The organism is Novosphingopyxis iocasae (assembly GCF_014334095.1).
In the GTDB taxonomy this organism is placed as follows: domain Bacteria; phylum Pseudomonadota; class Alphaproteobacteria; order Sphingomonadales; family Sphingomonadaceae; genus Novosphingopyxis; species Novosphingopyxis iocasae.
Genome location: NZ_CP060495.1, coordinates 1,699,157 through 1,725,503 on the forward strand (window position 1 = coordinate 1,699,157; position 26,347 = coordinate 1,725,503).

Consider the following 26,347-nt stretch of genomic DNA (forward strand, 5'->3'; position numbering starts at 1 on the left):
GGCAAGCCGCGGGGGCCCATTGCCAAGTCCTGGCGAATGGGCGCCGCAGAGTCGATCGGCGCTGAAAAAGAAAGGGCGAGCCGTCACCGGCCCGCCCTGAAATGTTTATCTTTGACGCTAAGTTTAGGCGTCTGCACCCTCCAGTACAGCGCTTGCGATCGCTGCACAGAAGTTGTCGAGATCATCCGGATTGCGGCTGGTGATAAGATTGTCATCCACGACCACGCTTTCATCGACCACTTCCGCTCCGGCATTGGAGAGGTCCGTACGGATCGACTTGTAGCTGGTAGCCTTGCGCCCGTTGATGATCTCCGCTTCGATCAGCAGCCACGGTGCGTGGCAGATAGCCGCCACGGTTTTGCCCGAGCTATCGAATTCGCGGATCAGGTCGAGCACCGAGTCTTCGACGCGAAGAAGATCAGGGTTGATCTGTCCGCCCGGCAGCACCAGCGCGTCATAATCGTCGACTGAAACGTCGGCGACCAGCTTGTCGACTTCTACGCTATCGCCCCAGTCGTCCTCGTCCCAAGCCTTGATCTCACCCTCTGCAAGCGATGCGATATGGACCGTCGCGCCTGCACCGGAGAGCTGATCGCGCGGCTCCAGAAGCTCGGATTGCTCGAACCCGTCGGTTGCAATGATTAGGATGTTGAGACCCGTAAGATCCTGTTCGATAGCCATGGGAGAAACTCCTTCCTTTGAAGCTGTTCGGAAGGATCAACAACGCTGGCGCGCCGGAGTTCCGCGAGGCTGCATGCTTATAGAGGTAACAACCGCACGCCATCTGCCGACAAGAAAAAAGGGGCGCTCCTCATGGAGCGCCCCTGTTCAATCGAGCCGGGACCTGAGCGAGTCAGTTCGCTTTTCCGGCATCTACCTTTTCAACCCATTCGGGGAAAAAGCTTGGTGCGCGCTTGGACCAGCCGGTCGCCGTCGCTGCGGCTTCGGTGATCGACTGCAGCAATTTCTTGCGCTGTTCGGGCTGCAGCTGCGGCAGGGTCGCCGCGGCGCAGAAGGCACCGGGAAGCCAAGGCCGCGCGTCGGCACCGAGCAAGCGCTCATAAAGGAAGCGATAGGATGCGAAGCTTTCGATCCGCCCCTGCCCAAGATCGAACGCCGAAACCGTGATCAGCGGTGACATGAACGGCTCCGCCGCATCGATGTCGCTCGACGTAGGAATGAGGCCGCGCAGCGCTTCGAGCCGCTCATACAGGCGATATTGGGCGCGGATGCTGGCGACTTCGCCAACATCGCGGCTCCAGCGCTTGACGGCGTCTTCGCGCTCAAAAGCCACGTCGAGCGAGCGCCGGATGTAGCGCTGCGTCGCGGCGGTGAAGCCTGCGAATTCCTTCATTTCTGCCAGGGTAACCATTCCCGGCGCTTCGCTGGTCTGATCGGTCATAATGTCAGGCTCCCAACCCGTGTTCGACAGAGGATCGTCATATCATGGACATGGTGAATGTTATCTTAAAGCGCAAATTGACGCATCGCAGCAAGGTTATTGCGCCAATGGCCGGGAATTGAAATTTCGCTGTGACATTCCCGCACGAAACGATGCGGTGACGTAACGGTGCGCCGATGCAGACAAGCCGCCGCCAAGCCGCTAATCCGCCGCCATGACCCTCGCCCCGATGCCCCGCAGAACGATTTCCCTGCGCCTGGCGTTCCTTTCCATCGTCGGCTTCTGGGCTGTTTATGCCGTGGTCAACACCGCGCGTGCCGCCGTGATGGGCTTTCCGGCGCAGGACGAGCTGATCTGGCGTCGCATCGCGGTCACCCTCGTCGGCATCGGCCTGACATTCTGCTTCTGCCTGCTGCTGCGCCTGTTCGACGACCGGCCGTTCGGCCAACGCATTACCGCGGCCTTTATCGGCGCCGCACCGACCGCGATCTTGATGAGCCTGTTCAATTACTGGCTGTTCAATGTCTACGATCCGGAGCGGATCTTTGCTGGCGCGCCCGATATCGGCATCCAGCAACCCCTGAGCATGGTCCAGACGCTCGCGGAGTTGGCGCTCAACCGCTACTTCTTCCTTGCCGCCTGGGGCATGTTGTTTTTGGCGCTGAGCTACGCCCGCGAGGTGCGCGCGGCGGAGCGACAGGCAGCGCGGCTCAGCCAGGCCGCGCACGAGGCCGAGCTGCGCGCGCTGCGGTATCAGGTGAACCCGCATTTCCTGTTCAACACGCTCAATTCGCTCAGTTCCCTGGTGATGCGCGGCGATGCCGACCGCGCCGAAGCGATGATCATGAACCTTGCCACCTTCTACCGCACCAGCCTTACCAGCGATCCGCTGGCCGATGTCACACTGGCCGAAGAAGTGGAGGCGCAGTCGCTCTACCTCGCGATCGAGTCGGTGCGCTATCCCGAGCGCCTGCGCAGCCGAATCGAAGTGAGCGAGGCGGCTGCGCGGGCCAGGGTTCCCGCACTGATTCTCCAGCCGCTTGTCGAAAACGCGATCAAGCACGGCGTGTCGCGGGCGCGCGGGCCCGTCACGATCACAATCCGCGCACGGGTGGACGAAGCGACGCTGTTCATCAGCGTGACGGATGACGGCGCCGGAGGCTCCACGATGCGCGGCGAGCCGGGCGGCATCGGCCTCGTCAATGTTCGCGATCGACTGGAAGCGCGCTATGGAAGCCGCGCACGCTTCTCCGCCTCGCCGGATGCGGAAGGCGGGTTCGTCAACCGACTGGAGATACCGCTGGATGTCCGCTGATACGTTGAACACGCTGATCGTTGATGACGAGCCGCTTGCCGTGGAGCGGCTTGAACGATTGGTGGCAGGCATCGACAGGCTGGAACTTGCCGGCACCGCCAGCGATGGCGACGCGGCGCTTAAAGCCGTGCGCGCGGGCGGCATCGATCTGCTGCTCCTCGACATCGCGATGCCGGGCCGCGACGGGATCGCCGTGGCGCGCGCGCTTAGCGGTATGCGGTCCCCGCCCGCGATCATTTTCTGCACCGCATTCGATGGATTTGCGGTCGAGGCGTTCGAGCTGGGCGTGGCGGACTATGTGCTGAAGCCGGTGGCGCAGGACCGCCTTGAGAAGGCCGTCGCACGCGTTCTGGCAGCCCGAAGCGAAAAGAGGCCGGAGCCAGTGGGCGCACAGGAATTCTGGGTGCCGCACCGATCCGAACTGATCCGCGTCGCCGCTGAAGACATCGACCGGATCGAGGCAGAGCGCGACTATATGCGGTTGCATCTGGGTGACCGCAGCTATCTGCTGCACGAGACCATCGGCGCGCTGGAAGAGCGGCTGGACGAAGCAAAATTCCTGCGCATTCACCGCAGCCACATCGTGCGGCGGGATTTTGTTACCGGCCTGCGCCATGAGGGCGGCGGCGTCTGGCATGCCCAGCTTGCGGACGGCGAATCCCTGCGGATAGGCCGGAAATATCTGAATCAGGCGAAGGAAATAGCTGGGCGATGAGTGCCCAGCTCTCCGTTCAGATCAGCCCCGCCAACGGGCTCGACGGATCGGCATAGCGGCGCTGCGCCATGCGACCGGCGCGATAACTGTGCCGCCCGGCCTGCACTGCCAACTTCATCGCCTCGGCCATCCGCAGCGGGTCCTTCGCCTCGGCGATGGCGGTGTTCATCAGCACGCCGTCGCAGCCAAGTTCCATCGCGATTGCCGCGTCCGATGCCGTGCCGACGCCGGCATCGACCAGGACCGGCACATTCGCGCCCTCGACAATCAGGCGGATGGTCACGCGGTTCTGGATACCGAGGCCGGAGCCGATCGGCGCGCCCAGCGGCATGATCGCGACGGCGCCTGCCTCCTCCAGTTGCTTCGCCGCGATCGGATCGTCCACGCAATAGACCATCGGCTTAAAGCCTTCGGCCACCAGCGTTTCCGTGGCCTTCAATGTCTCGCGCATGTCGGGATAGAGCGTTTTCGCCTCCCCCAGCACTTCCAGCTTCACCAGATCCCAGCCGCCCGCCTCGCGCGCAAGGCGCAGCGTGCGAACAGCTTCATCGGCGGTGAAGCAGCCCGCCGTGTTGGGCAGAAAGGTGTAGTCCTTCGGGCTGATATGATCGGTCAGCATCGGCTGAGTGGGGTCCGACACGTTCACGCGCCGCACCGCCACGGTGATGATCTCCGCCCCGCTCGCCTTCAGCGCGGCTGCGTTCTGTTCGAAGTCCTTATATTTCCCCGTACCGACGATGAGGCGCGAGTTGAAAGTCTGGCCGGCAACGGTCCAGGTATCGGGAGAAGAATCGGTCATGTACCGGACTTAGGAGCGCGCGGGCGGTGAATAAACCCTCCCCGTGAACGACCGCTATGAAGAGTCCCGACGAGCGCATCAACCGTCGGCATCACGTGGCGGCGCGCCCGATCAGCCTCCGCCGACGAAGTGGACAATCTCGAACACATCGCCTTCTTCCACCATCACCTGGTCCAGCGAGCCGCGCGGCACGATCTCGCGGTTGCGTTCCACCGCCAGCTTTTCCGGATGGAGCCCGAGCGCGCGCAACATGTCGGCGACGGTGCCGCTTTCCACGCGTTTCGCATCGCCGTTGATCGTGACGTTCAGCATAGCCCTGCTCTAGCGCGCGGGGTGCCAGGAAGTCGAGGGGCGCTCGACTTCCCCCGCACGCGGCGTTTAAAGGGGGGCAAGAGCACTTACGGCAAAAAAGGGGGCAGACTTGGCCGACCGGCAGACCATCTTCGTCCTCAACGGACCCAATCTCAACCTGCTCGGTATGCGCGAGCCAGATGTCTACGGTCCCGAAACGCTGGATGATATCGCAGGGCGACTGGAAGACCGCGCGGCCGACCTCGGCTTCGATATCGATTTGCGCCAATCCAACCATGAGGGTCATCTGATCGACTGGCTGCACGAGGCAGCGGCGAGCCAGGCCAAAGCGGTGCTGCTGAATGCAGGCGCGTTCACGCACACCTCGATCGCGCTTTACGATGCCATCCGCGCGATCGATGTGCCGGTGATCGAGGTTCATCTGTCCAACCCCCATGCACGCGAAAGCTTTCGCCATCGCAGCTGGATTGCCCGCGCGGCCAAGGGAACCGTCAGTGGCTTCGGCGCGCTGTCCTACGAACTCGCGCTGGACGCGGCGGCCCGGCTCTGATTAAGCAGCCGCAACGTGAAATATCATAACAAGGGTTTGAAAGCCTATGTCCGACGAACATGAAAAACCCAGCGAGGGACCAATGAACATCGACGTATCGATGGTGCGCGAACTGGCCGAGATGCTCGGCGATACCGGCCTCAGCGATATCGAGGTGGAAGACGGCCCGCGCCGCATCCGTGTCTCGCGCAACATTCAGGCCGCAGCGGCACCGGTTGCCGCGCCCGCTCCGGCGACAGCCGCTGCGCCGAGCGCCGCACCTGCTCAAGCCGCCGCGCCGCAGACCGACAGCGCAGATGATGATGCCAACGCCATCCGTTCGCCCATGGTCGGCACCTGCTATCTCGCCAGCGAGCCGGGTGCCAAGCCGTTCATCAGCGAGGGGCAGAAGGTGGAAGCGGGCGATACGCTGGTGATCGTGGAGGCGATGAAGGTGATGAACCCGATCAGCGCACCAAGCGCCGGGACGGTGAAGAAGATCATGGTCTCCAACGGCCAGCCGGTCGAGTTCGATCAGCCACTGGTGATTATCGAATAGAATCTCTCGTCCCGCACTCCGTTCGCCCTGAGCCTGTCGAAGGGCGGTACTGCTTCTGTTAGGGTGGGGGAAAGGCGGGGCTTCAACAAGCTCAGCCCGGACAGAAATTTTTTGGCAGCGTAGAACCGAGAAGGGTCAACGAAACCCATGCCCATCAATAAACTGCTGATCGCGAACCGCGGCGAGATTGCGCTGCGTATTCATCGCGCCGCCCACGAGATGGGCATCAAGACCATCGCCGTGCACAGCACTGCGGACGCCGACGCCATGCATGTGCGCCTGGCGGACGAGGCGATCTGCATCGGCCCGCCGCCGGCAACCGACAGCTATCTCAACATTCCCGCGATCATCAGCGCTGCCGAAATCAGCCAGGCGGACGCCATTCACCCCGGTTACGGCTTCCTGTCCGAGAATGCGAAGTTTGCCGAGATCGTAGAGAGCCACGGCATCATCTGGGTCGGCCCCAAACCCGAACATATCGAGACGATGGGCGACAAGGTAGCCGCCAAGAAGACCGCGGGCGCGTTGGGCCTGCCGCTGGTTCCCGGCTCTGCCGGTGCGATCGAGGATCTGGACGAGGCCAAGGCGCTAGCCGCGGACATCGGCTATCCGGTGATCATCAAGGCGGCGTCCGGCGGCGGCGGCCGCGGCATGAAGGTGGTGAACGACGAGCAGGAGCTCGAAGCCCAGATGGGCCAGGCGCGCAGCGAGGCGAAGGCCGCGTTTGGCGATGCCACGGTCTACATGGAAAAATATCTCGCCGACCCGCGCCATATCGAATTTCAGGTGTTCGGCGACGGCAAGGGCAATGCGATCCATCTGGGCGAACGCGACTGCTCGCTGCAGCGGCGCCATCAGAAGGTGCTGGAGGAAGCCCCCTCCCCCGTCATCACCGCCGAAGAGCGCGAGCGCATGGGTTCCACCGTGGTCAAGGCGATGGCCGACATGGGCTATCGCGGCGCCGGCACAATCGAGTTTCTTTACGAAAATGGCGAGTTCTTCTTCATCGAGATGAACACGCGCCTGCAGGTCGAACATCCGGTGACCGAGATGATCACCGGCATGGATCTCGTGCGCGAACAGATCCGCATCGCGTGCGGCGAGCCACTGTCCAAGACGCAGGACGAAATTCAATTCAATGGCCACGCCATCGAATGCCGGATCAATGCCGAGGACCCGGAAAACTTCACGCCGTCGCCGGGCAAGGTGACCGCCTACCACGCCCCCGGAGGCCTGTTCGTGCGCGTCGATAGCGGTCTTTATCAGGGCTATTCGGTGCCGCCTTATTATGACAGCATGATCGCCAAGCTGATTGTCTTCGGCCACAGCCGCGAAGGCTGTCTGATGCGCCTTAACCGCGCGCTCGAGGAGTTTGTGATCGAGGGGATGAAGACCACCATCCCGCTGCATCAGAAGCTGCTGACGGACGAGGAATTCCGCGCCGGCGACTATACGATCAAATGGCTGGAGAAGTGGCTCGCCGATCAGCGCGAGGCCAAGACGAACTGAGCCCTGCGATCGGTCGCGCTTCGCAACCGAAGGGGCGTTGCAAGCATTGAACTCGTGATGGCGGCGGCCACTGGACCGCCGCCCCTCCCATTTGTCACGAGGATACTCCCCATGCGTTACAACCGTCTCGGCTCAACCGGCCTTTTCGTTTCCGAACTGTGCCTTGGCACCATGACTTTTGGTGAAGCCGACGGCATGTGGGGCAAGATCGGATCGCTTGGGCAGAATGATGCGGACGAGCTGGTCAAAACTGCGTTCGACGCGGGCGTGAACTTCATCGATACCGCCAATGTCTATCATGGCGGCAAGTCGGAGGAGATTACGGGCACCGCGCTCAAGAACCTTGGCATTCCGCGCGACGAAATTGTCGTCGCCACCAAGGGCTATGGCCAGATGGGTGAAGGGCCCAATGGCCGCGGCAATTCGCGCTACCATATCATCGATGCTTGCAAGGCAAGCCTTGAGCGACTTCAACTCGACCATATCGACCTGTACCAGATCCACGGCTTCGATCCCGCGACGCCGATCGAGGAGACGATGCATGCGCTCGACACGCTCGTTCAGCATGGTCATGTGCGCTATATCGGTGTCTCCAACTGGGCTGCCTGGCAGATCAGCAAGGCGCTTGGCATCAGCTATAATCGCGGTCTCGCCCGTTTCGAATCCCTCCAGGCCTATTATACGCTCGCCGGGCGCGATCTGGAGCGCGAGCATGTGCCGATGATGGAAGACGAGGGCGTGGGCCTGCTCGTCTGGAGCCCGCTTGCCGGCGGTTATCTGACCGGAAAATATTCGGGCGATCAGGACGGAGATGGCGGACGCCGCGCGGGTTTCGATTTCCCGCCGGTGGACAAGAGCCGCGGCGAGAAGGTGATCGAGGCGATGCGCCCGATCGCCGAAGCTCATGAGGCGTCGATGGCACAGATCGCGCTGTCCTGGCTGCTGCACCAAAAAGCGGTAACAAGCGTGATCCTGGGCGCCAAAAAGCTGTCGCAGCTGGAAGACAATCTTGGCGCACCGGACATCGCGCTCAGCGACGAGGAACTGGCCCAGCTCGATGAGGTCAGCAAGCTACCGGCCGAATATCCCGGCTGGATGTTCGAGCGTCAGGGCGAATATCGCCGTGACCTGCTGAACCCCGCGCCGCGCGGCAGCAAAGACAGCTGATCCGATAGAGCAAAAGGACGCCGGTCATGCCCCGCCCGATGAAGATCGATTTTGTTTCCGACATATCCTGCCCCTGGTGCATCATCGGGCTGCGGGGGCTGGAAATCGCGCTCGATCGGATCGGCGGGGCAACCGAGGCGCAGATCATCTTCCACCCGTTCGAGCTTAACCCTGACATGCCGCCGGGCGGACAGGATATTGGCGAGCATATCGCGCAGAAATATGGAGCCAGCCCGCAGCAACGTAAGGCGAACGGCGCGATGATCCGCCAGCGCGCCGCGGATGTCGGTTTCACCATGGCGGACCGTTTGGACGGCCGCATCTACAACACCTTCGATGCGCACCGCTTGCTCCACTGGGCCAAGTCCGAGGGCTGTCAGCTTGAACTCAAGCATCGGCTGTTCAGCGCCTATTTCACCGATGGCGAGGCACTTGAAGATCATGATGTCTTGATCCGCTGCGCAGCCGATGCAGGCCTTGACCCAGCGAAGGGCCGCGCCATTCTCGAAAGCGATCGTTTTGCCGCAGAAGTACGCGCCGAAGAAGAGACCTGGCGACGCGGCGGCGTCAGCTCCGTGCCCACGATCGTGATCGATGACCGCTATGTCATCAACGGCGGACAGCCGCCGGAAGCCTTCGAACGCGCCCTCCGGCGCATCGCGGAGGAAGCTGTCGGTGCTTGACCACGCCGATATGGACCTGAATTTTCACAGCGCCCTAAGTCGATAGAGGCTGAAATGCCGGACTCGATCTGGAACGGCACCATTTCCAGCCCTGCTTCCCCCAACTGACGATAAGCTCCTTCATAGGGCTGACAGCGGGTCAGTCGATGAGGAGGTACAAGATGAATATTTTGAAGAAATTTGCCCTCGCAGGGGCCGGCGCCGCCATCGCTGCATTAGGGGTCACATACGCGCCCGCAGCCGCGCAACAGGGCGGCTACTACATCTATGAATATACCTACTACAGCGACGCTTCGAAGACCGAACAGGTCGGGTTCGAATTCCAGCACTGCGACAGGCCTGCCGATAGCTACGGCACGACTACCCCCTATTATGACCGCGCCCGTGTAGGCTTTTGCCAATATGGCGGCGGTGGCGGCGAATATTGATTGCGGCGGAGCCGGGGAAAATTTCTTCGGCTCCGCATCCGGTTCGATATCTTTCCATGCCCTAACTGCCGTCCAAGGATATATTCAGGCGCTCACGCTATTATATCCCCATGAGTTTCGGGCACACTTCCCCGCGCGAGCGTGCGCCATCGATCGCTGCGGCGATCGCGATTCACCTCGTCCTGGGATATGCGCTGATCAGCGGACTTGGCGCCAACGTGGTGAACCAGGCAACCGAAAGTTTGAAAACCTTTACCGTCCAGACCGATCCGGTGCCCCCACCGGCCCCGTCTCCCCCGCCACCGCCAGAAGTCACGCCCAAGCCGGACGCGAAGGAAGAAGGTGCTGCCGCTCCGCCGAGCCTCAAGGCCAAAGCATCGCCGATCAAGGCCCCGGAACCGATCGTGCAGGTTCCGATCCCCGAACCCGTCATCGACACTGCAAAGCTGCCCGATCTCGGCGCGGCCAGCACCACCGGCAATGCGGATATCGAAGGGACCGGGACCGGAGCAGGAGGCATCGGCAACGGAACCGGCAGCGGGAACAACGGCACCGGTGCCGGATCGGGCGGTTATCCCCCTGTCCCGGCGCGGCTGGTTAGCGGTCGCATCACGCCGAAGGATTATCCGCGATCGGCGGCGGACGCGAATGTCGAAGGCATCGTAGGCGCGAACGTTTATATCGGCGCGAACGGTCGGGTGACGCGCTGCGTCGTCAAGATTTCAAGCGGAAACCAGGCGCTGGACGATACCACCTGCCGCCTGATCACGCAGCGCTTTCGCTATGAACCGGCGCGCGGCACGGACGGGCGGCCCGTCGCGGATATTGCCGGATGGGAACAGCGCTGGTGGCTGGGGCGCGACCGGGATCGGTGAGCGCGTTCCTCCGCTTGCCCCGTTCACCACCTCCCCATATATCCGCACGCAACAATCTTACAGGCGAGGACAATCCGTGACCGTAGCGACCCCCGATTTCGATTTCGGCCTGACCGAAATGGCGAACCAGATCCGCGAAACCGTCCGCCGCTTCGCCGACGAACAGATCGAACCGATCGCCGCGAAGGTGGACCGCGAGGACTGGTTCCCGAAGGAAGAACTCTGGCAGCAGATGGGCGAGCTCGGCCTGCACGGCATTACCGTGAGCGAAAACGACGGCGGCCTGGGGCTCGGCTATCTGGAGCATGTTATCGCGGTGGAAGAAATCAGCCGGGCCAGTGCCTCGATCGGCCTCAGCTACGGCGCGCATTCCAACCTGTGCATCAACCAGATCGCGCGCTGGGCGAATGCGGAGCAGAAGGCGAAATATCTGCCCGGCCTGATCAGCGGCGAACATGTCGGCAGCCTGGCGATGAGCGAGAGCAATGCGGGCTCCGACGTCGTCTCGATGAAGCTGCGTGCGGACGGCGTGCAGGGCGGCTATCTGCTGAACGGCACCAAGTTCTGGATCACCAACGCACCCTATGCCGACGTGCTGGTGGTCTATGCCAAGACCGATCCGGACAAGGGCTCGCGCGGTATCACCGCCTTCCTGATCGAAAAGGACATGCCCGGCTTCTCCATCGGCCAGAAGATCGAAAAGGTCGGCATGCGCGGTTCCCCTACCGCCGAACTGGTTTTCGACGACTGCCATGTGCCGGAGGAGAACGTCATGGGCCCCGTCGGCGGCGGCGTGGGCGTGTTGATGAGCGGGCTGGATTATGAGCGCGTCGTGCTGTCCGGCCTGCAGCTCGGCGTGATGCAGGCGTGCCTCGACACCGTGATCCCCTATGTTCGCGAGCGCGAGCAATTCGGCAAACCGATCGGCAGCTTCCAGCTCATGCAGGCGAAGATTGCGGACATGTACGTCGCGCTGCAATCGGCCCGGGCCTACACCTATGTGGTCGCGCGGGCGTGCGACAACGACAAGACCACGCGGTTTGATGCTGCCGGCGCGATCCTGCTCGCCAGCGAAAACGCGTTCAAGGTGGCGGCGGAAAGCGTGCAGGCGCTGGGCGGTGCGGGTTACACCACCGACTGGCCCGTCGAGCGATATATGCGCGATGCCAAGCTGCTCGATATCGGCGCGGGCACCAATGAAATCCGCCGCATGCTGATCGGGCGGGAGTTGGTGGGCGCTGGCTGAGCGCTCACTTCCCCCCGAACAGGAACAGCACCGCGCCCACCATGCAGAGCGCCGCGCCCGCGTGGCGCCAATGGAGCGGCTCGCCCAGATAGAGCACCATGAAGCCGCCGAAGACGGTGAGCGCGATCACCTCCTGCACGATCTTCAGCTGCGCGGGCGTCCATCCGCTCGCGAAGCCGATGCGGTTGGCGGGCACGGCGAAACAATATTCGACCAGCGCGATGCTCCAGCTGATCAAAATCACCGCCAGGATCGGTTTGTTCATTCCGCCTTTCAAGTGCCAGTACCAGGCGATGGTCATGAACAGGTTGGAGATGATCAGGAGGGCGATGGTGGGCATGGCGGCATGACTCCGGGAACGGGGCGGAAAGCGCTGTTTTAGCCGATCGCACGGCGATGCCTATCGCCCAAGCTTGCCCCCTCACCTTACGTAAACGTAAAATCGCCTCTGGACAGCGCGTTCCAGGATGCGCAGACCCGGTGCAAACGAACGAGGAGCCTGAACCATGACCATCGATTTTTCCGGAAAGACCGCCATCGTCACCGGTGCGGGCGGCGGCCTGGGCCGTGAATATGCGCTCGAGCTCGGCCGGCGCGGCGCCAATGTCGTCGTAAACGATCTCGGCGGATCGCGCGACGGCACCGGCACTTCGGACGCTGCAGAAAAGGTGGTCGCGGAGATTGTCGAGGCGGGCGGCAGCGCCATGGCCAATGGCGGCTCGGTCACTGAATATGACCAGATGGTCCAGATGGTCGAGGCGGCCAAGGAGAAATGGGGCCGCGTCGACATCGTGATCAACAATGCCGGCATCCTGCGCGACAAGAGCTTCGCCAAGATGGAGCCGGAGGATTTCGATCTGGTGGTCAAGGTCCACCTCATCGGCTCCGCCAACGTCACCAAGGCGGTGTGGGAAACGATGCGCGAGCAAGGCTATGGCCGCATTCTGATGACGGCGAGCTCGACTGGGCTGTTCGGCAATTTCGGACAGGCCAATTACGGTGCCGCCAAGCTGGGCCTCGCAGGCCTAACTAAGACGCTCTACCTCGAAGGCGCGAAATATGACATCAAGGTCAACACGCTGGCCCCAGTCGCGGGCACGCGGATGACCGAAGATATCTTCCCCGAACAGGCGTTCGAGGCGTTCGATCCCGTGAACGTCGTCCCCGCCGCGCTCTTCCTAGTCAGCGATGACGCGCCGACCAACATGATCATCGGCGCGGGCGCGGGCGTTTACCAGGCGAGCTATGTCACGCTGACGCCCGGCGTCGCGCTGCCGCCAGAAAAGCGCACCGTTGAAGGCGTGGCAGAAGCATTCGACAAGATCATCGACCGCAAGGGCGAAACGGTGCCGCAAAATGGCGCCGAACAGTCGATGGCGATCATGAAGGCCTTGCAGGCGCTCGGCTCCTGACGATCGGCTGAAGCCGTGCTGTATTGACACAGTAATACGGCAAGCCTAGCTTCCACCTGAACAGTGGGAGAATTGGGCTATGTATAGTGAGACCGACCTGCAATCCGCCGTGTCGGCGGGTGCGATCAGCCCGGAGGCTGCTGACGCACTGCGCGCGCATGTCAGCATCGTCCGGCAATCACCGATGGTGGACGAAGAGCAGTTTCGCCTGATCACAGGCTTCAACGATATCTTCGTCGCCATCGCGATCGTCATCATGCTGGTGGCGGTCGGCGGCATCGGGCAGGCGATCACACCGATCATGGACGGCCCGCCGCCCTTTGCCGGACTCTTCGTGGCAGGCGCCGCCTGGGGACTTGCCGAGTTCTTCACCCGTCGCCGCCGCATGGCGCTGCCCAGCATCATTTTGCTTATCGCGTTCCTTGGCGGCCTGTTCGAAGCGCTCCTGGGTTTCGGCTTTCTAAGCAATGTTTTCGATGGCGGAGACGGCGGATTGAACGATACTGCCGCGGCGCTCTGGGTAGCAGGCAGCGCGGTGCTGACGGCATTCGGCGCATGGCTCCATTGGCGTCGTTTCAAGGTGCCCATCACCGTTGCAGGCGGGGCCGCTGCAGTTGCCGCGACGATCGTCGCCTTGATCGCTTCGGCCATCGGTCCGGAAAATGCGAACATTCCGGACATCATGCTGGCCATCGTGTTCGTCCTCGGCCTCGGCGTTTTCGCTTTTGCCATGTGGTGGGACATGTCGGACCGCGCGCGTAAAACGCGGCGTAGCGATGTGGCGTTCTGGCTCCACCTCTTGGCTGCACCGATGATCGCTCATCCGCTCTTTTCGCTCACCGGGGTCACCGACGGGCAATTGGCCGGCGTGCCGGGCGCGCTCGGAGTGATTGGCGTCTACCTGGCCTTCGCGGTCGTCGCGCTCGCAGTCGATCGGCGCGCGCTTCTCGTCTCCGCACTGGCTTACGTGCTCTATGCCGTGACGCAGCTTTTTCAGGAATTTGGTGTGGTTGAGCTCAACATCGCGCTGACTGCCTTCGTAATTGGCTCGGCGCTGCTGACGCTTTCGGCCTTCTGGACGCCGATCCGCAACGCAGTGGTCAACCACTTGCCCGGAACGCTGCAAGCCCGCCTACCGCTCTCACACCTAGCGATGGCCTGAGGCGCACTGACAAGGCTGGTCGGCGGCTCTCAGCCGCCGACCAACTTCATCAGTTTTCGTTCCACGGGGGCCAGAACGGGCTTCAATTCATGGCCGCGTTTCAGGATTGCGCCGCCCTCGCCCACCAGCGCCCACATGCCCTGCCGATTGCGCAGGGCCGGACGCTTCTCGATACGATATTCGGGACGCTCGGCAGACCGGCGAAAGCAGCTGAAGACCGCCGCTTCCTTGCCCAGGTCGATCGCATAATCTTTCCAGTTCCCGGCCGCGACCATCCGGCCATATAGATCGAGAATACGGGTCAATTCCTCGCGGTCGAAACCGACCTGCGCTGCGCCTGCTGCACCGGGGAAGGGTACGATATTGCTCATCAGGCGCGGTCGCGGCGCTCCGGCTCGCCGCCATCGTCGCTTTTCTCGCCAAGCCGCGCTTCAAGCGCATCGATCTTCGCCTGCATCGCCTCTAGCTTCTGTGTCAGCGGATCGGTTATTTGCGAACAGGGCGTGCCATATGGAACAAAGTCACGCGCGTAATTTTCTGCCGCTACCAGCGTGGAGCGCGCCTTTTGCCCCACCATCGTCGCGCCTTCGGGCACATCGCCAGTCACAACGGCATTAGCCCCAACGCGCGCGCGTTTGCCCACGGTGATCGGCCCCAGGATCTGTGCACCCGAGCCGATGATGCAATCATCCTCGATCGTCGGATGCCGCTTGCCGGGTTCGCCATTGGCGGGGTTGGTCCCGCCCAGCGTTACGCATTGGTAGATGGTAACATTGTCGCCGATCTCCGCGGTTTCGCCGATCACCGTGAATCCGTGATCGAGGAAAAAGTGACGGCCGATCTTTGCCCCCGGATGAATGTCGATGCCCGTCAGCATGCGCGAAAAATGATTCACCAGCCGCGCGAGGAAATAAATCTCTCCAATGAACAACCAGTGCGCAACGCGGTGGAATCCAAGCGCCCATAGCCCCGGATAAAGCAGGATTTCCCAGCGCGAGCGTGGCGCGGGATCGCGGGCCTTGATCGAATCGAGATAGGCGATGAGGTCCCGAAACATAGGGGGGCGCTCCTTCACGGTTGAGCGGCGAAGATAGGAAAGCAGGCCCGCGATGAGAAGGGAAGATCAAGGGATGGTGGGAGGAATGCCATGCGAAGCGCCGTAAACGCTGGACTAATCGGTATTTTGCTATATTTATCGCAATAAATATCGACGGAGTGACTTTGTGAACAGCTATCTGCCCACCTTGAAGCAACTCCAATATCTGGTTGCGCTGAAGGAGCATGGCCATTTCGGCCGCGCGGCCGAGAGCTGTTTCGTCACGCAGTCCACCCTCTCCGCCGGCCTGCGTGAGCTAGAATCGCTGCTTGGCGTGACGCTGGTCGAGCGGACGCGCCGCGTGGTGCGCTTCACCCCGCTGGGCGATTCGATGGTCGAAAAATCTCATCGCATCCTGCGCGGGGCGGAGGAGCTGACCGAACTCGCCCGCTCGGCCGGCAAACCGCTGACCGGCGATCTGCGCATGAGCGTGATACCCACGATCGCGCCCTTTCTTCTCCCGCGTCTCCTCCCGGATCTTCGTCGCAGCTATCCCGAACTGAAACTCTATTTGCGTGAGGAAACCAGCGCTGATGCGTGTGAGGCGCTGCACCATGGGCAGGTGGACTGCGTACTGCTGGCCCTGCCCTTCCCCTGCGGAGACAGCGATCAGGAACTGTTGTTCGAGGACCGGCTGTTCGTCGCTTTCCCGAAAGACGATCCGCGCGAATTGCCCGCGAACGTCCCGCCGGAGTTCATCGACGAAACGCGGCTTCTGCTGCTGGTCGACGGCCACTGCCTGAAGGACCATGCGCTGGCCGCCTGCAACCGTCCGGAGCTCCGCGCTTCGGCAACGATGCTGGGCACATCGCTGCATACGCTGGTGCAGATGGTCGATAATGGGCTTGGTCTCACGCTGCTGCCGGAGATGGCGCTGAAGGCAGGCCTGCTGGAAGGCACCGAGGTGCAGGGTCGCCCTCTGGAAGCGGACCGTGCCTCGCGCAGCATCGCGCTGGTCTGGCGTAAGGCGAGCCCGCGAGAGGAAGAGTTCCGCATGCTCGCCCAGGAACTGCGTTCGCTCTATGCCGAGGAGCTGGGCGCCGACGCGCGCTGAAGTGCCGCACACGCGCGGTCGCCCCCCTCCATATCGCTTGGGTTCATCCACGCTTTGCGATAGCGCTTGCCTGTCTTTCTGGCGCCCCGCAAAAGGGCGCAAACCGAATGCGGGAGTATCGAGCACCATGAAGTCCGCCATAATTTTATCAGGCCTGGCCACCATCCTTGCCGCGCCGCTGGCCGCGCAGAATGTCGCGCCGCTGCCTCCGCAAGGTCAGGCAACGCCGACTCCGGCGCCGACCGCGCAGCCCGATCAGACGACGCAGCCCCCGCTGCCCGGACAGGTAGCGCCCAAGCCCTACCCCGCGACGACGACCCAGAGCGGTCAGCAAAACGCACAGCTGCCTTATGAGCAGACCGATACGACCGCGCCGCCTGCCTATCAGCAGCCGGCAACCAGCTACGCAGCCCCCGCTGTGCCGCAGGCCAAGGCGGCCGATTTTATCACGGTCGTGGACGTCATCAGCCAGTCGCCGACCAACACGCGTCTTGCGCAATTGCTGCGCCAGGGCGGGCTGGTCGATGCTCTGGAAGCCACTGGCCCGTTCACGATCTTCGCGCCCAATGACGCGGCGTTTATGGCAATGGACCAGGCAACGCTCAATGATCTGCTGAAGCCCGAGAACAAGGCCGCTCTCGATCGGCTGCTGCAATATCATGTGATCAAGGGCTATCTCGCGTCGTCGGAGTTGGTGAAGCAGCTCAAGAAAAATGGCGGCAAGGGCAGCCTGCCCACATTGCAGGGGCAAACGCTGGTTGCCGCGCTTTCGCCCGAGGGCAAAGTTACGCTGACCGACCCCGAAGGCCATGTCGCGACAATCACCAATTACGATCAGGGCGCTTTCAATGGCCTGATCCACACCACCGACATGGTGATGGTGCCCAAGGCACCCGAAGATGCGAACGGCAAAAAGAAGAAGCGCCGCCGCTAAACCCGATCAGGCGACCGGGCGTGTAAATCAGGCCTGGTCGCTATCCTCCGGCACGGGCTGGCCTGCAGGGCCACGCTTCGTGATATCGCGGTCCAGGGTATCGCTCGGTCGCCTGGCGTCGCCTTCTGCCTGATGTTCGGTCGATGTGTTCGGCCGGTCCTGCGTCTTCGTAGGGCGCATGTCCTCGTCTTTTCTTTCTGTCATCGCGAAATTCCTTCCGGCGTCATCAACGTTGGCGCGGAGCGGTGGTTGCGCGTTTGGAATTTCGATATACCGGACCGAGGGCTTCCGGCATGAAAAAAGGGCCGGAGGATCGCTCCTCCGGCCCCGATAGTATCCGGCCAGGCCGGACGACTGGTTCAGCGGACTTAGAAGTCCATGCCGCCCATGCCGCCCATTCCACCCATGCCGCCCGGCATGCCGCCGCCGCTGCTCTTGTCTTCCGGAAGCTCGGCCACCGTGGCTTCGGTGGTGATGAGCAGACCGGCGACCGAACCGGCGTCCTGCAGCGCGGTGCGCACAACCTTGGTCGGGTCGATCACGCCGGCCTCAACCAGGTTCTCATATTCGTCGCTGAACGCGTTGAAGCCGTAATCGGTGTTATCCTGATCGAGCAGCTTGCCCGACACGACGGCACCGTCGAAACCAGCGTTCTGAGCGATCTGACGCACCGGAGCGGTCAGCGCCTTGCGCACGATATCGATACCGCGAGTCTGATCGGCATTGTGGCCTTCCAGGCCTTCCAGGGCGCGGGTGGCGTAAAGAAGTGCCGTACCACCGCCGGGAACGATGCCCTCTTCGATGGCCGCCTTGGTGGCGTGACGCGCGTCTTCTACGCGGTCCTTCTTTTCCTTCACCTCGACCTCGGTGGCACCGCCGACCTTGATCACGGCAACACCGCCCGACAGCTTGGCGCGACGCTCTTCGAGCTTCTCGCGATCATAGTCGGAGGTGGTGTTCTCGATCTGCGCGTTGATCGCGTCGACGCGGTCCTTGATAGCCTGCTGGTCGCCAGCGCCATCGACGATGGTCGTGTTGTCCTTGTCGATGGTGACGCGCTTGGCTTCACCCAGCATGTTCAGCGAGACGTTCTCCAGCTTGATGCCGAGATCTTCGCTGACCATTTCGCCGTTGGTCAGGATCGCGATGTCCTGCAGCATGGCCTTGCGGCGATCGCCGAAGCCCGGAGCCTTCACGGCAGCAACCTTGAGGCCGCCGCGCAGTTTGTTGACTACGAGGGTGGCCAGCGCTTCGCCTTCGATATCCTCGGCAATGATCAGGAGCGGACGGCCCGCCTGTACCACGGCTTCCAGGATCGGGAGCATGGACTGGAGGTTCGACAGCTTCTTTTCGAAGATGAGGATGTACGGATTGTCGAGCTCGACCGTCATCTTCTCACTGTTCGTGATGAAATAGGGCGAGAGGTAACCGCGGTCGAACTGCATGCCTTCGACGACGTCGATCTCGAACTCGAGGCCCTTGGCTTCTTCAACGGTGATCGGCGCGTTGTGGCCGACCTTGTCCATCGCTTCGGCGAGCTTCTCGCCGATTTCCTTGTCGCCATTGGCGGAGATCGTGCCGACCTGGGCGATTTCCTTGGAGCCGGAAATGGTCTTCGAACGGCTCTTCAGATCCTCGACCACCTTGGCGACGGCGATATCGATGCCGCGCTTCAGGTCCATCGGGTTCATACCGGCGGAAACCGACTTCATGCCTTCACGCACGATCGCCTGAGCGAGCACGGTGGCGGTGGTGGTGCCGTCGCCGGCCGCGTCATTGGTCTTGCTGGCGACTTCGCGCAGCATCTGTGCGCCCATGTTCTCGAACTTGTCCTTCAGTTCGATTTCCTTGGCGACGGAAACGCCGTCCTTAGTAATGCGCGGAGCGCCGAAGCTCTTGTCGAGCACGACGTTACGGCCCTTGGGGCCGAGCGTGACCTTCACCGCGTCGGCGAGGATGTCCACGCCCTTCATGATGCGCTCACGCGCGTCGCGGCCGAATTTTACGTCCTTGGATGCCATGTGATGTTATCCTTTCTGGAATTTGGAGAAGTAAGAAAAGCGCCTGTCGCTCAGCCGATGATGCCGAGGATGTCGCTTTCCTTCATGATGATCAGCTCTTCGCCGTCGACCTTCACTTCGGTGCCGGACCATTTGCCGAACAGGATGCGGTCACCCGACTTCACGTCGAGCGGGGTCACGGTGCCGTCATCGGCCTTCGCGCCGGTGCCGACGGCGACGACTTCGCCTTCCTGCGGCTTTTCCTGAACGCTGTCGGGGATGATGATCCCGCCGGCGGTCTTCTGTTCGGCTTCGACGCGGCGAACGAGCACGCGGTCGTGGAGCGGACGAAAGTTCATATGATTGTCCCTTTCCTTCTGTATCTGGCAAAAGCGGCTTCCGCCGGGCGCCGGATCGGCACCCGAGCGGGAGAATGGGTGTCTGTTAGCACTCTCAAAGGGTGAGTGCTAACGCGGATCGCATATGGACCGCTTGCGCGACAGATCAAGGGGGTTCGGCGGTATTTTCGTGCGCGGCGGCGCAAATTTTTATGCTAGCCGCGGGCGGGCAATCCCGCCGCCCGCAGCGCGGCATGAGCCTCACCGATCGTCGCTTCGCCGAAGTGGAAAATCGAGGCGGCAAGCACCGCGCTGGCGCGGCCCTTGGTCACGCCTTCCACCAGATGATCGAGCGAGCCGACGCCGCCGCTGGCGATCACCGGCACGGACACCGCATCGGCCATCGCCCGTGTGAGCGCAAGATCGAAGCCTTCGCGCGTTCCGTCGCGGTCCATCGAGGTGATGAGCAGTTCGCCCGCGCCAAGGTCCACCAGTCGCCGCGCATGGTCCAGCGCGTCGATACCGGTCGGCTTCCGTCCGCCATGCGTGAAGATTTCCCAGCCGCTGCCATCCTCGCGCCGCCGGGCGTCGATGGAGGCAACGACGCACTGACTGCCGAAGCGCGCCGCAATGTCGCTGACCACTTCGGGGCGCGAGACGGCGGCGCTGTTCACCGCCACCTTGTCGGCCCCCGCCATCAAAAGCGCGCGCGCGTCGTCCGCGGTGCGAATCCCACCGCCGACGGTGACCGGCATGAAGCAGACTTCCGCGGTGCGGCGCACCACATCGACGATGGTATCGCGCCCCTCATGGCTCGCGCCAATATCGAGGAAGCATAATTCGTCCGCGCCGGCGGCATCATAAGCGCGCGCCTGCTCGACCGGATCGCCCGCATCGATCAGATCGACGAAGTTCACGCCTTTCACGACGCGGCCGTCCGCCACGTCGAGACAGGGGATCACGCGAACACGAACGGTCAAGCGCCGGCCCCCAAGGCGATCGCGGTCGCAAGATCCAGCGTGCCGTCGTAGATCGCGCGGCCCGTGATGACGCCTTCTATGCCCTGATCGGCTTGCAGCGCCAGCATGCGGATGTCCGCAATGCCCTTCACTCCGCCACTGGCGATCACCGGAATATCGACCGAGCGCGCCAGATCGACCGTCGCTTCGATATTGCAGCCTTTGAGCAGACCGTCGCGCCCGACATCGGTAAACAGCAGCGCAGCGACGCCCGCATCTTCGAAACGGCGCGCGAGATCGACGACGGTAATGTCGCTCTTTTCGGCCCAGCCATCGGTGGCCACCATGCCGTCGCGCGCATCGACGGCAACGACGATGCCGCCTTCCCAGTCGCGCGCGGCTGCCTTCACGAATTCGGGATCTTTCAAAGCCGCCGTACCGATGACGAGGCGCGCCACACCGCGTTCGAACCAACTATCGACCGCTGCGCGATTACGGATGCCGCCGCCAAGCTGGACGTGACCGGGAAACGCCTCGACGATCCGTTCGACTGCGTCCGCATTGCGCGCTTCCCCTGCAAAGGCGCCGTCGAGATCTACGACATGCAGATGCTGCGCTCCCGCCTCGGCGAAAAGCAGCGCCTGCGCGGCGGGATCGTCGGCATAGACGGTGGCGCGGTCCATATCGCCCTCGGCAAGGCGCACCACTTCGCCGCCCTTCAGATCGATGGCCGGGAAGACGATCATGACGTAATGCCTTCGCGCTGGTGCGCAGAAAAACCGTTCACGGCGCCCATTTCAAAAACCTTTCCAGCATAGCGATGCCATAGCCCTGGCTCTTTTCCGGATGAAATTGCACGCCGAGCATATTGTCTCGGCCCACTGCCGCGACGACCGGGCCGCCATGATCGGTGACGGCGATCACATCCTCGGTCCGCGTCGGTTCGAACGCGTAGCTGTGCAGGAAATAGGCCTCGCCGTCCTTCACCACATCATGCCTCCGATCGGTCGAGACGGCGTTCCAGCCCATATGCGGCACGCGCACCTCGCGCACGGCGGGATCGAGTGCGATCACCGACCCAGCGATCCAGCCGAGGCCGTGATGCTTGCCATGTTCGTGACCAGTGCCTGCCATCATCTGCATACCGACGCAGATGCCGAGGAACGGCACGCCGTCCTTTCGCACGCGGGCGTTCAGCGCTTCCACCATGCCATCGATCGCGAACAGCGCGGCGCGGCAGGCGGCAAAGGCGCCGACACCGGGCAGCACGATGCGGTCCGCGCGCGCGACCAGCTCCGGATCGGCCGTGATCGTCGCCTCCGCACCCGCCGCCTTCAAGGCGTTGTGGACGGAATAGAGATTGCCCGCGCCGAAATCGATCAGCGCTATTGCTTCAGCCACCAAAGGCCTCCAGCCCGGAGCCCAGAAAGCGCGGATTCCATTCGATGATCTCGCTGGTTGCGACGCCATTGGTCATGAAGGGATCGCTGGACAACAGGCTTTCCGCTTCCGCGCGGTCCTTCGCTCGGACGAAGATCACCCCGCCATCGCGCGGCTCCTTCGGTCCCCAGGCGAGGAAATGGCCCGCCTTGTGCCCTGCCTGCAACCATTCGAGATGCGGCTTCAGTAGATCGTCGATCTGTTCGATCGGCACGGTGTAGCTCAGCGATGCTATAAAGATATTAGCCACCCAGCTGCCCCTTGGTGCTCGGCACCGCGCCGCCCTTGCGCGGATCGATCTCCACCGCCTGGCGCATGGCGCGCGCAAAGCCCTTGAAGATGCTTTCACAGATATGATGGTTGTTCTTGCCGTACAGCAGCTCGATGTGGAGCGTGATGCCCGCCGCATCGGCGACCGAGTGAAACCAGTGCTCGATCAGTTCGGTATCGAGCTCGCCCAGCTTCTCCTGCGTGAACCCGGCTTTCCAGGCGAGCCAGCTGCGGCCCGAAATATCCAGCGCAACGCGGCTCAGCGTCTCGTCCATCGGCGAATGGCATTCGCCGTAACGCTGGATGCCGGCCTTGTCGCCCAGCGCATCGAGGATCGCCTGGCCGAGCGCAATCGCACTATCTTCGGTCGTGTGATGCTGATCGACGTGCAGATCACCGTCCACCTTCAGCTCGAGGTCGATCAGCGAATGGCGCGAAAACTGCTCGATCATGTGATCGAGAAAGCCGATGCCGGTGGAGACATCATATTGCCCCGTCCCGTCCAGATTCAAATGGACGCGGATCGCGGTTTCCTTGGTCGAGCGTTCGATGGTTCCGGTGCGCATAGGGGCTGTATAGGTGTCCTTTGCGCCAATGGAAGCCCGCGCACGTCTTAACCGTCTTGATTCAAGGACGCATCCGGTCCACGAGTCCGCGCCATGAGCGAGGATATGCCCGACAGCCTGATTCCCTATGACGAAATCGTGCAGGAGGCCCTGCGCGCGGTGGTCGGTCGGGTGCTGAGCGAAGTGGAAGCCGGCGGCCTGCCCGGCGAGCATCATTTCTACATCACCTTCAAGACGCACGCGAAGGGCGTCTCCATCCCCTCGCATCTCGTCGAGCGTTTTCCGGACGAGATGACGATCGTGCTTCAGCACAAATATTGGGATCTGAAGGTGGAGGACGGCCATTTCGAAGTCGGCCTCAGCTTTAATCAGATCCCCAGCCATCTTGTCGTGCCCTTTTCCGCGATCACCGCGTTTGTCGACCCCGCGGTCGACTTCGCGCTGCAATTCCAGGTGGATGGCGAACTTGCCGCGATGGACCATGACGACGCCGCCGAAAATGACGGCCCGACGGTCGAGCGCGAAGACGGCAGCAACGTCGTCAATGTGGACTTCGGCAGGAAGAAATAATCCCGACCTTTCGCACGGCTGCTCTTCGGCACCGCCGGAACGCAGTCTCTGACGTAACCCGATAAAGCCCCGGCTTGTCGCCCGGGGAACGAAAGAGACCATTATGACCGACACCCGCACCGAAACCGATTCGATCGGCCCGATCGACGTTCCCGCAGACGCCTATTGGGGCGCGCAGACGCAGCGCAGCTTGCAGAACTTCCCATTCGCGGAGCGCGAGCAGATGCCGATCCGCCTGGTCCATGCGCAGGCGATCGTGAAGCAGGCGGCCGCGCGGGTAAACCGCAAGCACGGGCTGGACGACAAAACCGCCGATACGATCGAGGAAGCGGCGACCGCCATCACATCCGGCGCACATGACGATCAGTTTCCGCTCACCATCTGGCAGACGGGTTCGGGCACGCAGACCAACATGAATGTGAACGAGGTGATCGCCGGCATCGCCAATGAAAAGCTGGCAGGCACGCGCGGCGGCAAGGAGCCGGTGCACCCTAATGATCACGTCAACAAGTCGCAAAGCTCCAACGATAGCTTCCCCACCGCGCTGCACATCGCCGCCGTTCTGGCGACCCGCGAGCAGCTGCTGCCCGCGATGGACGTGCTCATCACCTCACTGAAGAAGAAGGTCGATGCGTGGGACGACATCGTGAAGATCGGCCGCACGCACACGCAGGACGCCACCCCACTGACGCTGGGCCAGGAGTTTTCCGGCTATGTCGGTCAGCTGATCGCAGCCCGCACGCGGATTGAGCGCGTAGCGGAATCGAACCTGACGCAGCTCGCCATCGGCGGCACCGCCGTCGGCACCGGCCTCAACGCGCCGCAGGGTTGGGCCGAGGACATGTGCGCCGCGATTTCGGACATCACGGGTGAGGCCTTCACGCCCGCACCCAACAAGTTCACCGAACTTGCCGCCAAGGACGCGCTGGTGTTCTTCCACGGCGCGCTGAACGCGCTTGCCGCGGGCCTCAACAAGATCGCTAACGACATCCGCTATCTCGGCTCCGGGCCGCGGTCGGGTCTTGGCGAACTCAACCTGCCCGCCAACGAGCCGGGCAGCTCGATCATGCCGGGCAAGGTGAACCCCACCCAGTGCGAGATGCTGACGATGGTTGCCGCCCAGGTGATCGGCAACCAGCAGGCGGTGACGGTCGGCGGCATGCAGGGCCAGTTCGAGCTCAACGTATTTATGCCGCTGATCGGCTCCAACGTGCTGCGCTCGATCGACCTCCTTTCGGTCGGCATGGACAGCTTCGCCACGCGCCTGGTCGATGGAATCGAGGCGAATGAGGAGCGGATCAAGGATCTGGTCGATCGCTCGCTGATGCTGGTCACCGCGCTCGCGCCCGTCATCGGCTATGACAATGCAGCCAAGATCGCCAAGCATGCTCACGCGAACGGCCAGACGCTGAAAGAAGCGGGCCTGGAACTGGGCCTCGTCGATGAGAAGACCTTCGACGAACATGTGAAACCGGAAAATATGGTGGGCCGCTAAGCGGGCCTTCTTTTCATCGGCTGTGACGGCAGCCGAAACCGGTTGAAAATGATTGGTCCCGGGCCTGCGCTCCGCCGCGCAAGCCCGGGATTTTTACGTGACCTTTAGTCGCTGAACCAGACGCGCGATCATCGCCCCGGAACTCCCCGCCGCCCATCCCGTTCATATTCCAACCGAAACGAGGTTCGTCAGAACAGGGAGACGCGCGCGACATGGGCAAAGCCACCGATCAATTTCAGGGACCGGTCCAGTCGCTCTTGGAGCAACTGTCATCGATGGCCGATGGCTTTTTCAAGCTGCTCCCGCTCCTCGCCATTGCCCTCATCGTTGTCTTCATCACCTGGATGGTGGCCAAAGGCGCTCGCAAGATCGCGGACCGGGTCACCGCCAAAACCGAAATTCGTCCGTCGCTAAAGGCGCTGGTCGATACCCTGGTGACCATCTTCGTCTGGGTGGTGGGTCTGATGATCGCGGCGACCATCATTCTGCCCGGCCTGACGCCCGCCAGCCTGCTCGCCGGCCTCGGTATCGGCGCGGTGGCGATCGGCTTTGCATTTCAGGATATTTTCGAGAATTTCTTGGCCGGCGTTCTCATCATGATCCGCAAAAAAATGCGTATCGGCGATGTGATTAGCTGCGAAGGAATTGAAGGCCGCGTGGAGCACATCACGCTGCGCGAAACCCATGTCCGCCGCCTGTCGAATGAGGTCACGATCGTGCCCAATTCGATGCTCTTCAAAAATCCGGTGCAAATCCTGACGGACGATGCCGAACGGCGTCACGAGGTGGTCGTCGGCGTCAGCTACGACACCGATCTGGAAGAAGCGCGTGAGGTGATCCTGAAAGCCGTGGAAGATGCCGAAGGCGTGAACACCGAAAAGCGGATCGACATCTTCGCCTTCGAATTTGGCGACAGCAGCATCAATTTCCGCGTGCGCTGGTGGGCCGGCTCCAAGCCGCTCGCCATGCACCAGACCCGCGACACGGTCGTCCGTTCGGTCAAGCGCGCGCTCGACAATGCGGGCATCGAAATCCCGTTCCCCTACATCACCCACACCTTCAAGGAGCCGGTGCCGCTCGCCCGCAAGGCGGACAACGACGCCGAAGCTCCTTCAACCGGAGACTGAAAATGGCTTTTCTCAAATCGCTCGCAGGGACATTGATCGGCAAGAAAGTCGGCGAGAAAACCGCCGGCCGCGGCCTGCTAGGCGCGGGTGTCGGTTTCCTCGTCACCAAAGTCGCAACCCGCTCCCTTCCCGGCGCGGCATTGGTGGGGGGCGGTTACCTCGCAAAGAAGCTGTACGACAAGCGTAAGGCGGATCGGCGTGCGCAAGCGGCGACCTCCACCGGGCTCAGCGACGAGGACACCGACATGGCGATGGCCCGTGCCGAAGGCGAGACCGAAATCGTCGATGGTGAATATAGCGACAGCGCTGTGGACGATCCGCGCGACGCCCAGCAGCTTGACCCCATTCCCCCGCGCCCTGTTACCAGCTGACCTACCCACACCCC

General features: G+C 62.4%; 33 protein-coding genes. 18 read left to right on the forward strand and 15 right to left on the reverse strand.

All coding sequences use genetic code 11. The features are described 5' to 3' along the window. Window positions 1-123: 123 nt before the first annotated feature. Together H7X45_RS08115 and H7X45_RS08120 are read right to left on the reverse strand one after the other, a co-directional pair. Window positions 124-681, reverse strand: coding sequence for a type 1 glutamine amidotransferase domain-containing protein (locus H7X45_RS08115; RefSeq protein WP_187334412.1), 558 nt, complete (start codon window positions 679-681; stop codon window positions 124-126). A 172-nt stretch (window positions 682-853) separates the two neighbouring features. Next, window positions 854-1,402: a hypothetical protein gene (locus tag H7X45_RS08120; protein ID WP_187334413.1), complete on the reverse strand. Its 549-nt coding sequence runs from the start codon at window positions 1,400-1,402 to the stop codon at window positions 854-856. Between the two features lie 229 nt (window positions 1,403-1,631). Between H7X45_RS08120 and H7X45_RS08125 the strand changes: the two genes are divergently transcribed. Next, window positions 1,632-2,717 carry a sensor histidine kinase gene (locus H7X45_RS08125; RefSeq protein WP_246449398.1) on the forward strand — a complete coding sequence of 362 codons (1,086 nt, stop codon included), beginning with the start codon at window positions 1,632-1,634 and terminating at the stop codon, window positions 2,715-2,717. Beyond that, window positions 2,707-3,432 (forward strand): LytR/AlgR family response regulator transcription factor, encoded by a 726-nt coding sequence (locus H7X45_RS08130; protein ID WP_187334415.1) that lies wholly within the window; start codon window positions 2,707-2,709, stop codon window positions 3,430-3,432. The genes H7X45_RS08125 and H7X45_RS08130 overlap by 11 nt, the downstream gene beginning before the upstream one ends. Window positions 3,433-3,448: 16 nt before the next feature. Here the strand turns inward: H7X45_RS08130 and H7X45_RS08135 are convergent, their stop codons facing one another. Next, window positions 3,449-4,231 carry a bifunctional sulfur carrier protein/thiazole synthase protein gene (locus H7X45_RS08135; protein WP_187334416.1) on the reverse strand — a complete coding sequence of 261 codons (783 nt, stop codon included), beginning with the start codon at window positions 4,229-4,231 and terminating at the stop codon, window positions 3,449-3,451. Between the two features lie 111 nt (window positions 4,232-4,342). Continuing rightward, window positions 4,343-4,543: a sulfur carrier protein ThiS gene (gene thiS / locus H7X45_RS08140; protein WP_187334417.1), complete on the reverse strand. Its 201-nt coding sequence runs from the start codon at window positions 4,541-4,543 to the stop codon at window positions 4,343-4,345. Between the two features lie 109 nt (window positions 4,544-4,652). Here thiS and aroQ point away from each other — a divergent pair, with 109 nt between their 5' ends. The 8 genes from aroQ (at window position 4,653) to H7X45_RS08180 (ending at window position 11,539) form a co-directional block, all read left to right on the forward strand. Then, window positions 4,653-5,093, forward strand: a complete 441-nt coding sequence (gene aroQ, locus H7X45_RS08145; protein ID WP_187334418.1) for a type II 3-dehydroquinate dehydratase — start codon at window positions 4,653-4,655, stop codon at window positions 5,091-5,093. A 46-nt stretch (window positions 5,094-5,139) separates the two neighbouring features. Further along, entirely contained in the window at window positions 5,140-5,631 is a 492-nt protein-coding gene (gene accB, locus H7X45_RS08150) for an acetyl-CoA carboxylase biotin carboxyl carrier protein (RefSeq protein WP_187334419.1), read from the forward strand. A 147-nt stretch (window positions 5,632-5,778) separates the two neighbouring features. Next, complete coding sequence (gene accC / locus H7X45_RS08155) at window positions 5,779-7,140, forward strand: acetyl-CoA carboxylase biotin carboxylase subunit (RefSeq protein ID WP_187334420.1); 1,362 nt, start codon at window positions 5,779-5,781, stop codon at window positions 7,138-7,140. Between the two features lie 111 nt (window positions 7,141-7,251). Beyond that, the gene (locus H7X45_RS08160) at window positions 7,252-8,307 is read left to right on the forward strand and encodes an aldo/keto reductase (RefSeq protein WP_187334421.1); all 1,056 of its coding nucleotides are present in this window, start codon (window positions 7,252-7,254) and stop codon (window positions 8,305-8,307) included. 26 nt (window positions 8,308-8,333) lie between these two features. Beyond that, a complete protein-coding gene (locus H7X45_RS08165) occupies window positions 8,334-8,990 on the forward strand; it encodes a DsbA family oxidoreductase (RefSeq protein WP_187334422.1) in 657 nt (218 codons plus the stop codon). 161 nt (window positions 8,991-9,151) lie between these two features. Then, window positions 9,152-9,418 carry a DUF6289 family protein gene (locus H7X45_RS08170; protein ID WP_187334423.1) on the forward strand — a complete coding sequence of 89 codons (267 nt, stop codon included), beginning with the start codon at window positions 9,152-9,154 and terminating at the stop codon, window positions 9,416-9,418. Between the two features lie 110 nt (window positions 9,419-9,528). Beyond that, window positions 9,529-10,293: an energy transducer TonB gene (locus H7X45_RS08175; RefSeq protein ID WP_187334424.1), complete on the forward strand. Its 765-nt coding sequence runs from the start codon at window positions 9,529-9,531 to the stop codon at window positions 10,291-10,293. Window positions 10,294-10,411: 118 nt separating this feature from the next. Further along, on the forward strand, window positions 10,412-11,539 hold the full coding sequence (locus H7X45_RS08180; protein WP_187337059.1) for an acyl-CoA dehydrogenase family protein: 1,128 nt from the start codon (window positions 10,412-10,414) through the stop codon (window positions 11,537-11,539). Between the two features lie 4 nt (window positions 11,540-11,543). Here H7X45_RS08180 and H7X45_RS08185 read toward each other — a convergent pair whose 3' ends face one another. Next, the gene (locus tag H7X45_RS08185; RefSeq protein WP_187334425.1) at window positions 11,544-11,879 is read right to left on the reverse strand and encodes a DMT family protein; all 336 of its coding nucleotides are present in this window, start codon (window positions 11,877-11,879) and stop codon (window positions 11,544-11,546) included. Between the two features lie 166 nt (window positions 11,880-12,045). Between H7X45_RS08185 and H7X45_RS08190 the strand changes: the two genes are divergently transcribed. Continuing rightward, a complete protein-coding gene (locus H7X45_RS08190; RefSeq protein WP_187334426.1) occupies window positions 12,046-12,951 on the forward strand; it encodes an SDR family NAD(P)-dependent oxidoreductase in 906 nt (301 codons plus the stop codon). A gap of 79 nt (window positions 12,952-13,030) precedes the next feature. After that, a complete protein-coding gene (locus H7X45_RS08195; RefSeq protein ID WP_187334427.1) occupies window positions 13,031-14,113 on the forward strand; it encodes a hypothetical protein in 1,083 nt (360 codons plus the stop codon). Between the two features lie 29 nt (window positions 14,114-14,142). Here the strand turns inward: H7X45_RS08195 and H7X45_RS08200 are convergent, their stop codons facing one another. Both H7X45_RS08200 and epsC read right to left on the reverse strand, forming a co-directional pair. Continuing rightward, the gene (locus H7X45_RS08200) at window positions 14,143-14,484 is read right to left on the reverse strand and encodes a DUF2794 domain-containing protein (RefSeq protein ID WP_187334428.1); all 342 of its coding nucleotides are present in this window, start codon (window positions 14,482-14,484) and stop codon (window positions 14,143-14,145) included. Beyond that, a complete protein-coding gene (gene epsC, locus H7X45_RS08205; RefSeq protein WP_187334429.1) occupies window positions 14,484-15,170 on the reverse strand; it encodes a serine O-acetyltransferase EpsC in 687 nt (228 codons plus the stop codon). The genes H7X45_RS08200 and epsC overlap by 1 nt, the downstream gene beginning before the upstream one ends. 166 nt (window positions 15,171-15,336) lie before the next feature. Here epsC and H7X45_RS08210 point away from each other — a divergent pair, with 166 nt between their 5' ends. Both H7X45_RS08210 and H7X45_RS08215 read left to right on the forward strand, forming a co-directional pair. Continuing rightward, window positions 15,337-16,263: a hydrogen peroxide-inducible genes activator gene (locus H7X45_RS08210; protein ID WP_187334430.1), complete on the forward strand. Its 927-nt coding sequence runs from the start codon at window positions 15,337-15,339 to the stop codon at window positions 16,261-16,263. 127 nt (window positions 16,264-16,390) lie between these two features. Beyond that, on the forward strand, window positions 16,391-17,197 hold the full coding sequence (locus tag H7X45_RS08215; protein WP_187334431.1) for a fasciclin domain-containing protein: 807 nt from the start codon (window positions 16,391-16,393) through the stop codon (window positions 17,195-17,197). Window positions 17,198-17,224: 27 nt separating this feature from the next. On the opposite strand, the gene H7X45_RS08220 is transcribed toward H7X45_RS08215, so the two are convergent. The 8 genes from H7X45_RS08220 to hisB form a co-directional block, all read right to left on the reverse strand. Beyond that, complete coding sequence (locus H7X45_RS08220) at window positions 17,225-17,401, reverse strand: hypothetical protein (protein WP_187334432.1); 177 nt, start codon at window positions 17,399-17,401, stop codon at window positions 17,225-17,227. A 164-nt stretch (window positions 17,402-17,565) separates the two neighbouring features. After that, a complete protein-coding gene (gene groL / locus H7X45_RS08225) occupies window positions 17,566-19,218 on the reverse strand; it encodes a chaperonin GroEL (protein ID WP_187334433.1) in 1,653 nt (550 codons plus the stop codon). A gap of 50 nt (window positions 19,219-19,268) precedes the next feature. After that, window positions 19,269-19,556 carry a co-chaperone GroES gene (gene groES / locus H7X45_RS08230; RefSeq protein ID WP_187334434.1) on the reverse strand — a complete coding sequence of 96 codons (288 nt, stop codon included), beginning with the start codon at window positions 19,554-19,556 and terminating at the stop codon, window positions 19,269-19,271. A gap of 194 nt (window positions 19,557-19,750) precedes the next feature. Continuing rightward, entirely contained in the window at window positions 19,751-20,515 is a 765-nt protein-coding gene (gene hisF / locus H7X45_RS08235; protein ID WP_187334435.1) for an imidazole glycerol phosphate synthase subunit HisF, read from the reverse strand. Then, the gene (gene hisA / locus H7X45_RS08240; RefSeq protein ID WP_187334436.1) at window positions 20,512-21,240 is read right to left on the reverse strand and encodes a 1-(5-phosphoribosyl)-5-[(5-phosphoribosylamino)methylideneamino]imidazole-4-carboxamide isomerase; all 729 of its coding nucleotides are present in this window, start codon (window positions 21,238-21,240) and stop codon (window positions 20,512-20,514) included. The genes hisF and hisA overlap by 4 nt, the downstream gene beginning before the upstream one ends. 37 nt (window positions 21,241-21,277) lie before the next feature. Further along, complete coding sequence (hisH, locus tag H7X45_RS08245; protein ID WP_246449399.1) at window positions 21,278-21,895, reverse strand: imidazole glycerol phosphate synthase subunit HisH; 618 nt, start codon at window positions 21,893-21,895, stop codon at window positions 21,278-21,280. Beyond that, window positions 21,888-22,184 carry a YciI family protein gene (locus H7X45_RS08250; protein WP_246449400.1) on the reverse strand — a complete coding sequence of 99 codons (297 nt, stop codon included), beginning with the start codon at window positions 22,182-22,184 and terminating at the stop codon, window positions 21,888-21,890. The genes hisH and H7X45_RS08250 overlap by 8 nt, the downstream gene beginning before the upstream one ends. After that, window positions 22,177-22,770: an imidazoleglycerol-phosphate dehydratase HisB gene (hisB, locus tag H7X45_RS08255; RefSeq protein ID WP_187334438.1), complete on the reverse strand. Its 594-nt coding sequence runs from the start codon at window positions 22,768-22,770 to the stop codon at window positions 22,177-22,179. The genes H7X45_RS08250 and hisB overlap by 8 nt, the downstream gene beginning before the upstream one ends. A gap of 93 nt (window positions 22,771-22,863) precedes the next feature. On the opposite strand from hisB, the gene H7X45_RS08260 reads away from it, so the two are divergent. From H7X45_RS08260 to H7X45_RS08275, 4 genes are all read left to right on the forward strand, one after another. Continuing rightward, window positions 22,864-23,340 (forward strand): SspB family protein, encoded by a 477-nt coding sequence (locus tag H7X45_RS08260; RefSeq protein ID WP_187334439.1) that lies wholly within the window; start codon window positions 22,864-22,866, stop codon window positions 23,338-23,340. A gap of 103 nt (window positions 23,341-23,443) precedes the next feature. Continuing rightward, window positions 23,444-24,835 (forward strand): class II fumarate hydratase, encoded by a 1,392-nt coding sequence (gene fumC, locus H7X45_RS08265; protein ID WP_187334440.1) that lies wholly within the window; start codon window positions 23,444-23,446, stop codon window positions 24,833-24,835. Window positions 24,836-25,047: 212 nt separating this feature from the next. Then, the gene (locus tag H7X45_RS08270) at window positions 25,048-25,962 is read left to right on the forward strand and encodes a mechanosensitive ion channel family protein (protein ID WP_187334441.1); all 915 of its coding nucleotides are present in this window, start codon (window positions 25,048-25,050) and stop codon (window positions 25,960-25,962) included. A gap of 2 nt (window positions 25,963-25,964) precedes the next feature. After that, window positions 25,965-26,333: a hypothetical protein gene (locus H7X45_RS08275; RefSeq protein ID WP_187334442.1), complete on the forward strand. Its 369-nt coding sequence runs from the start codon at window positions 25,965-25,967 to the stop codon at window positions 26,331-26,333. Window positions 26,334-26,347: the final 14 nt, after the last annotated feature.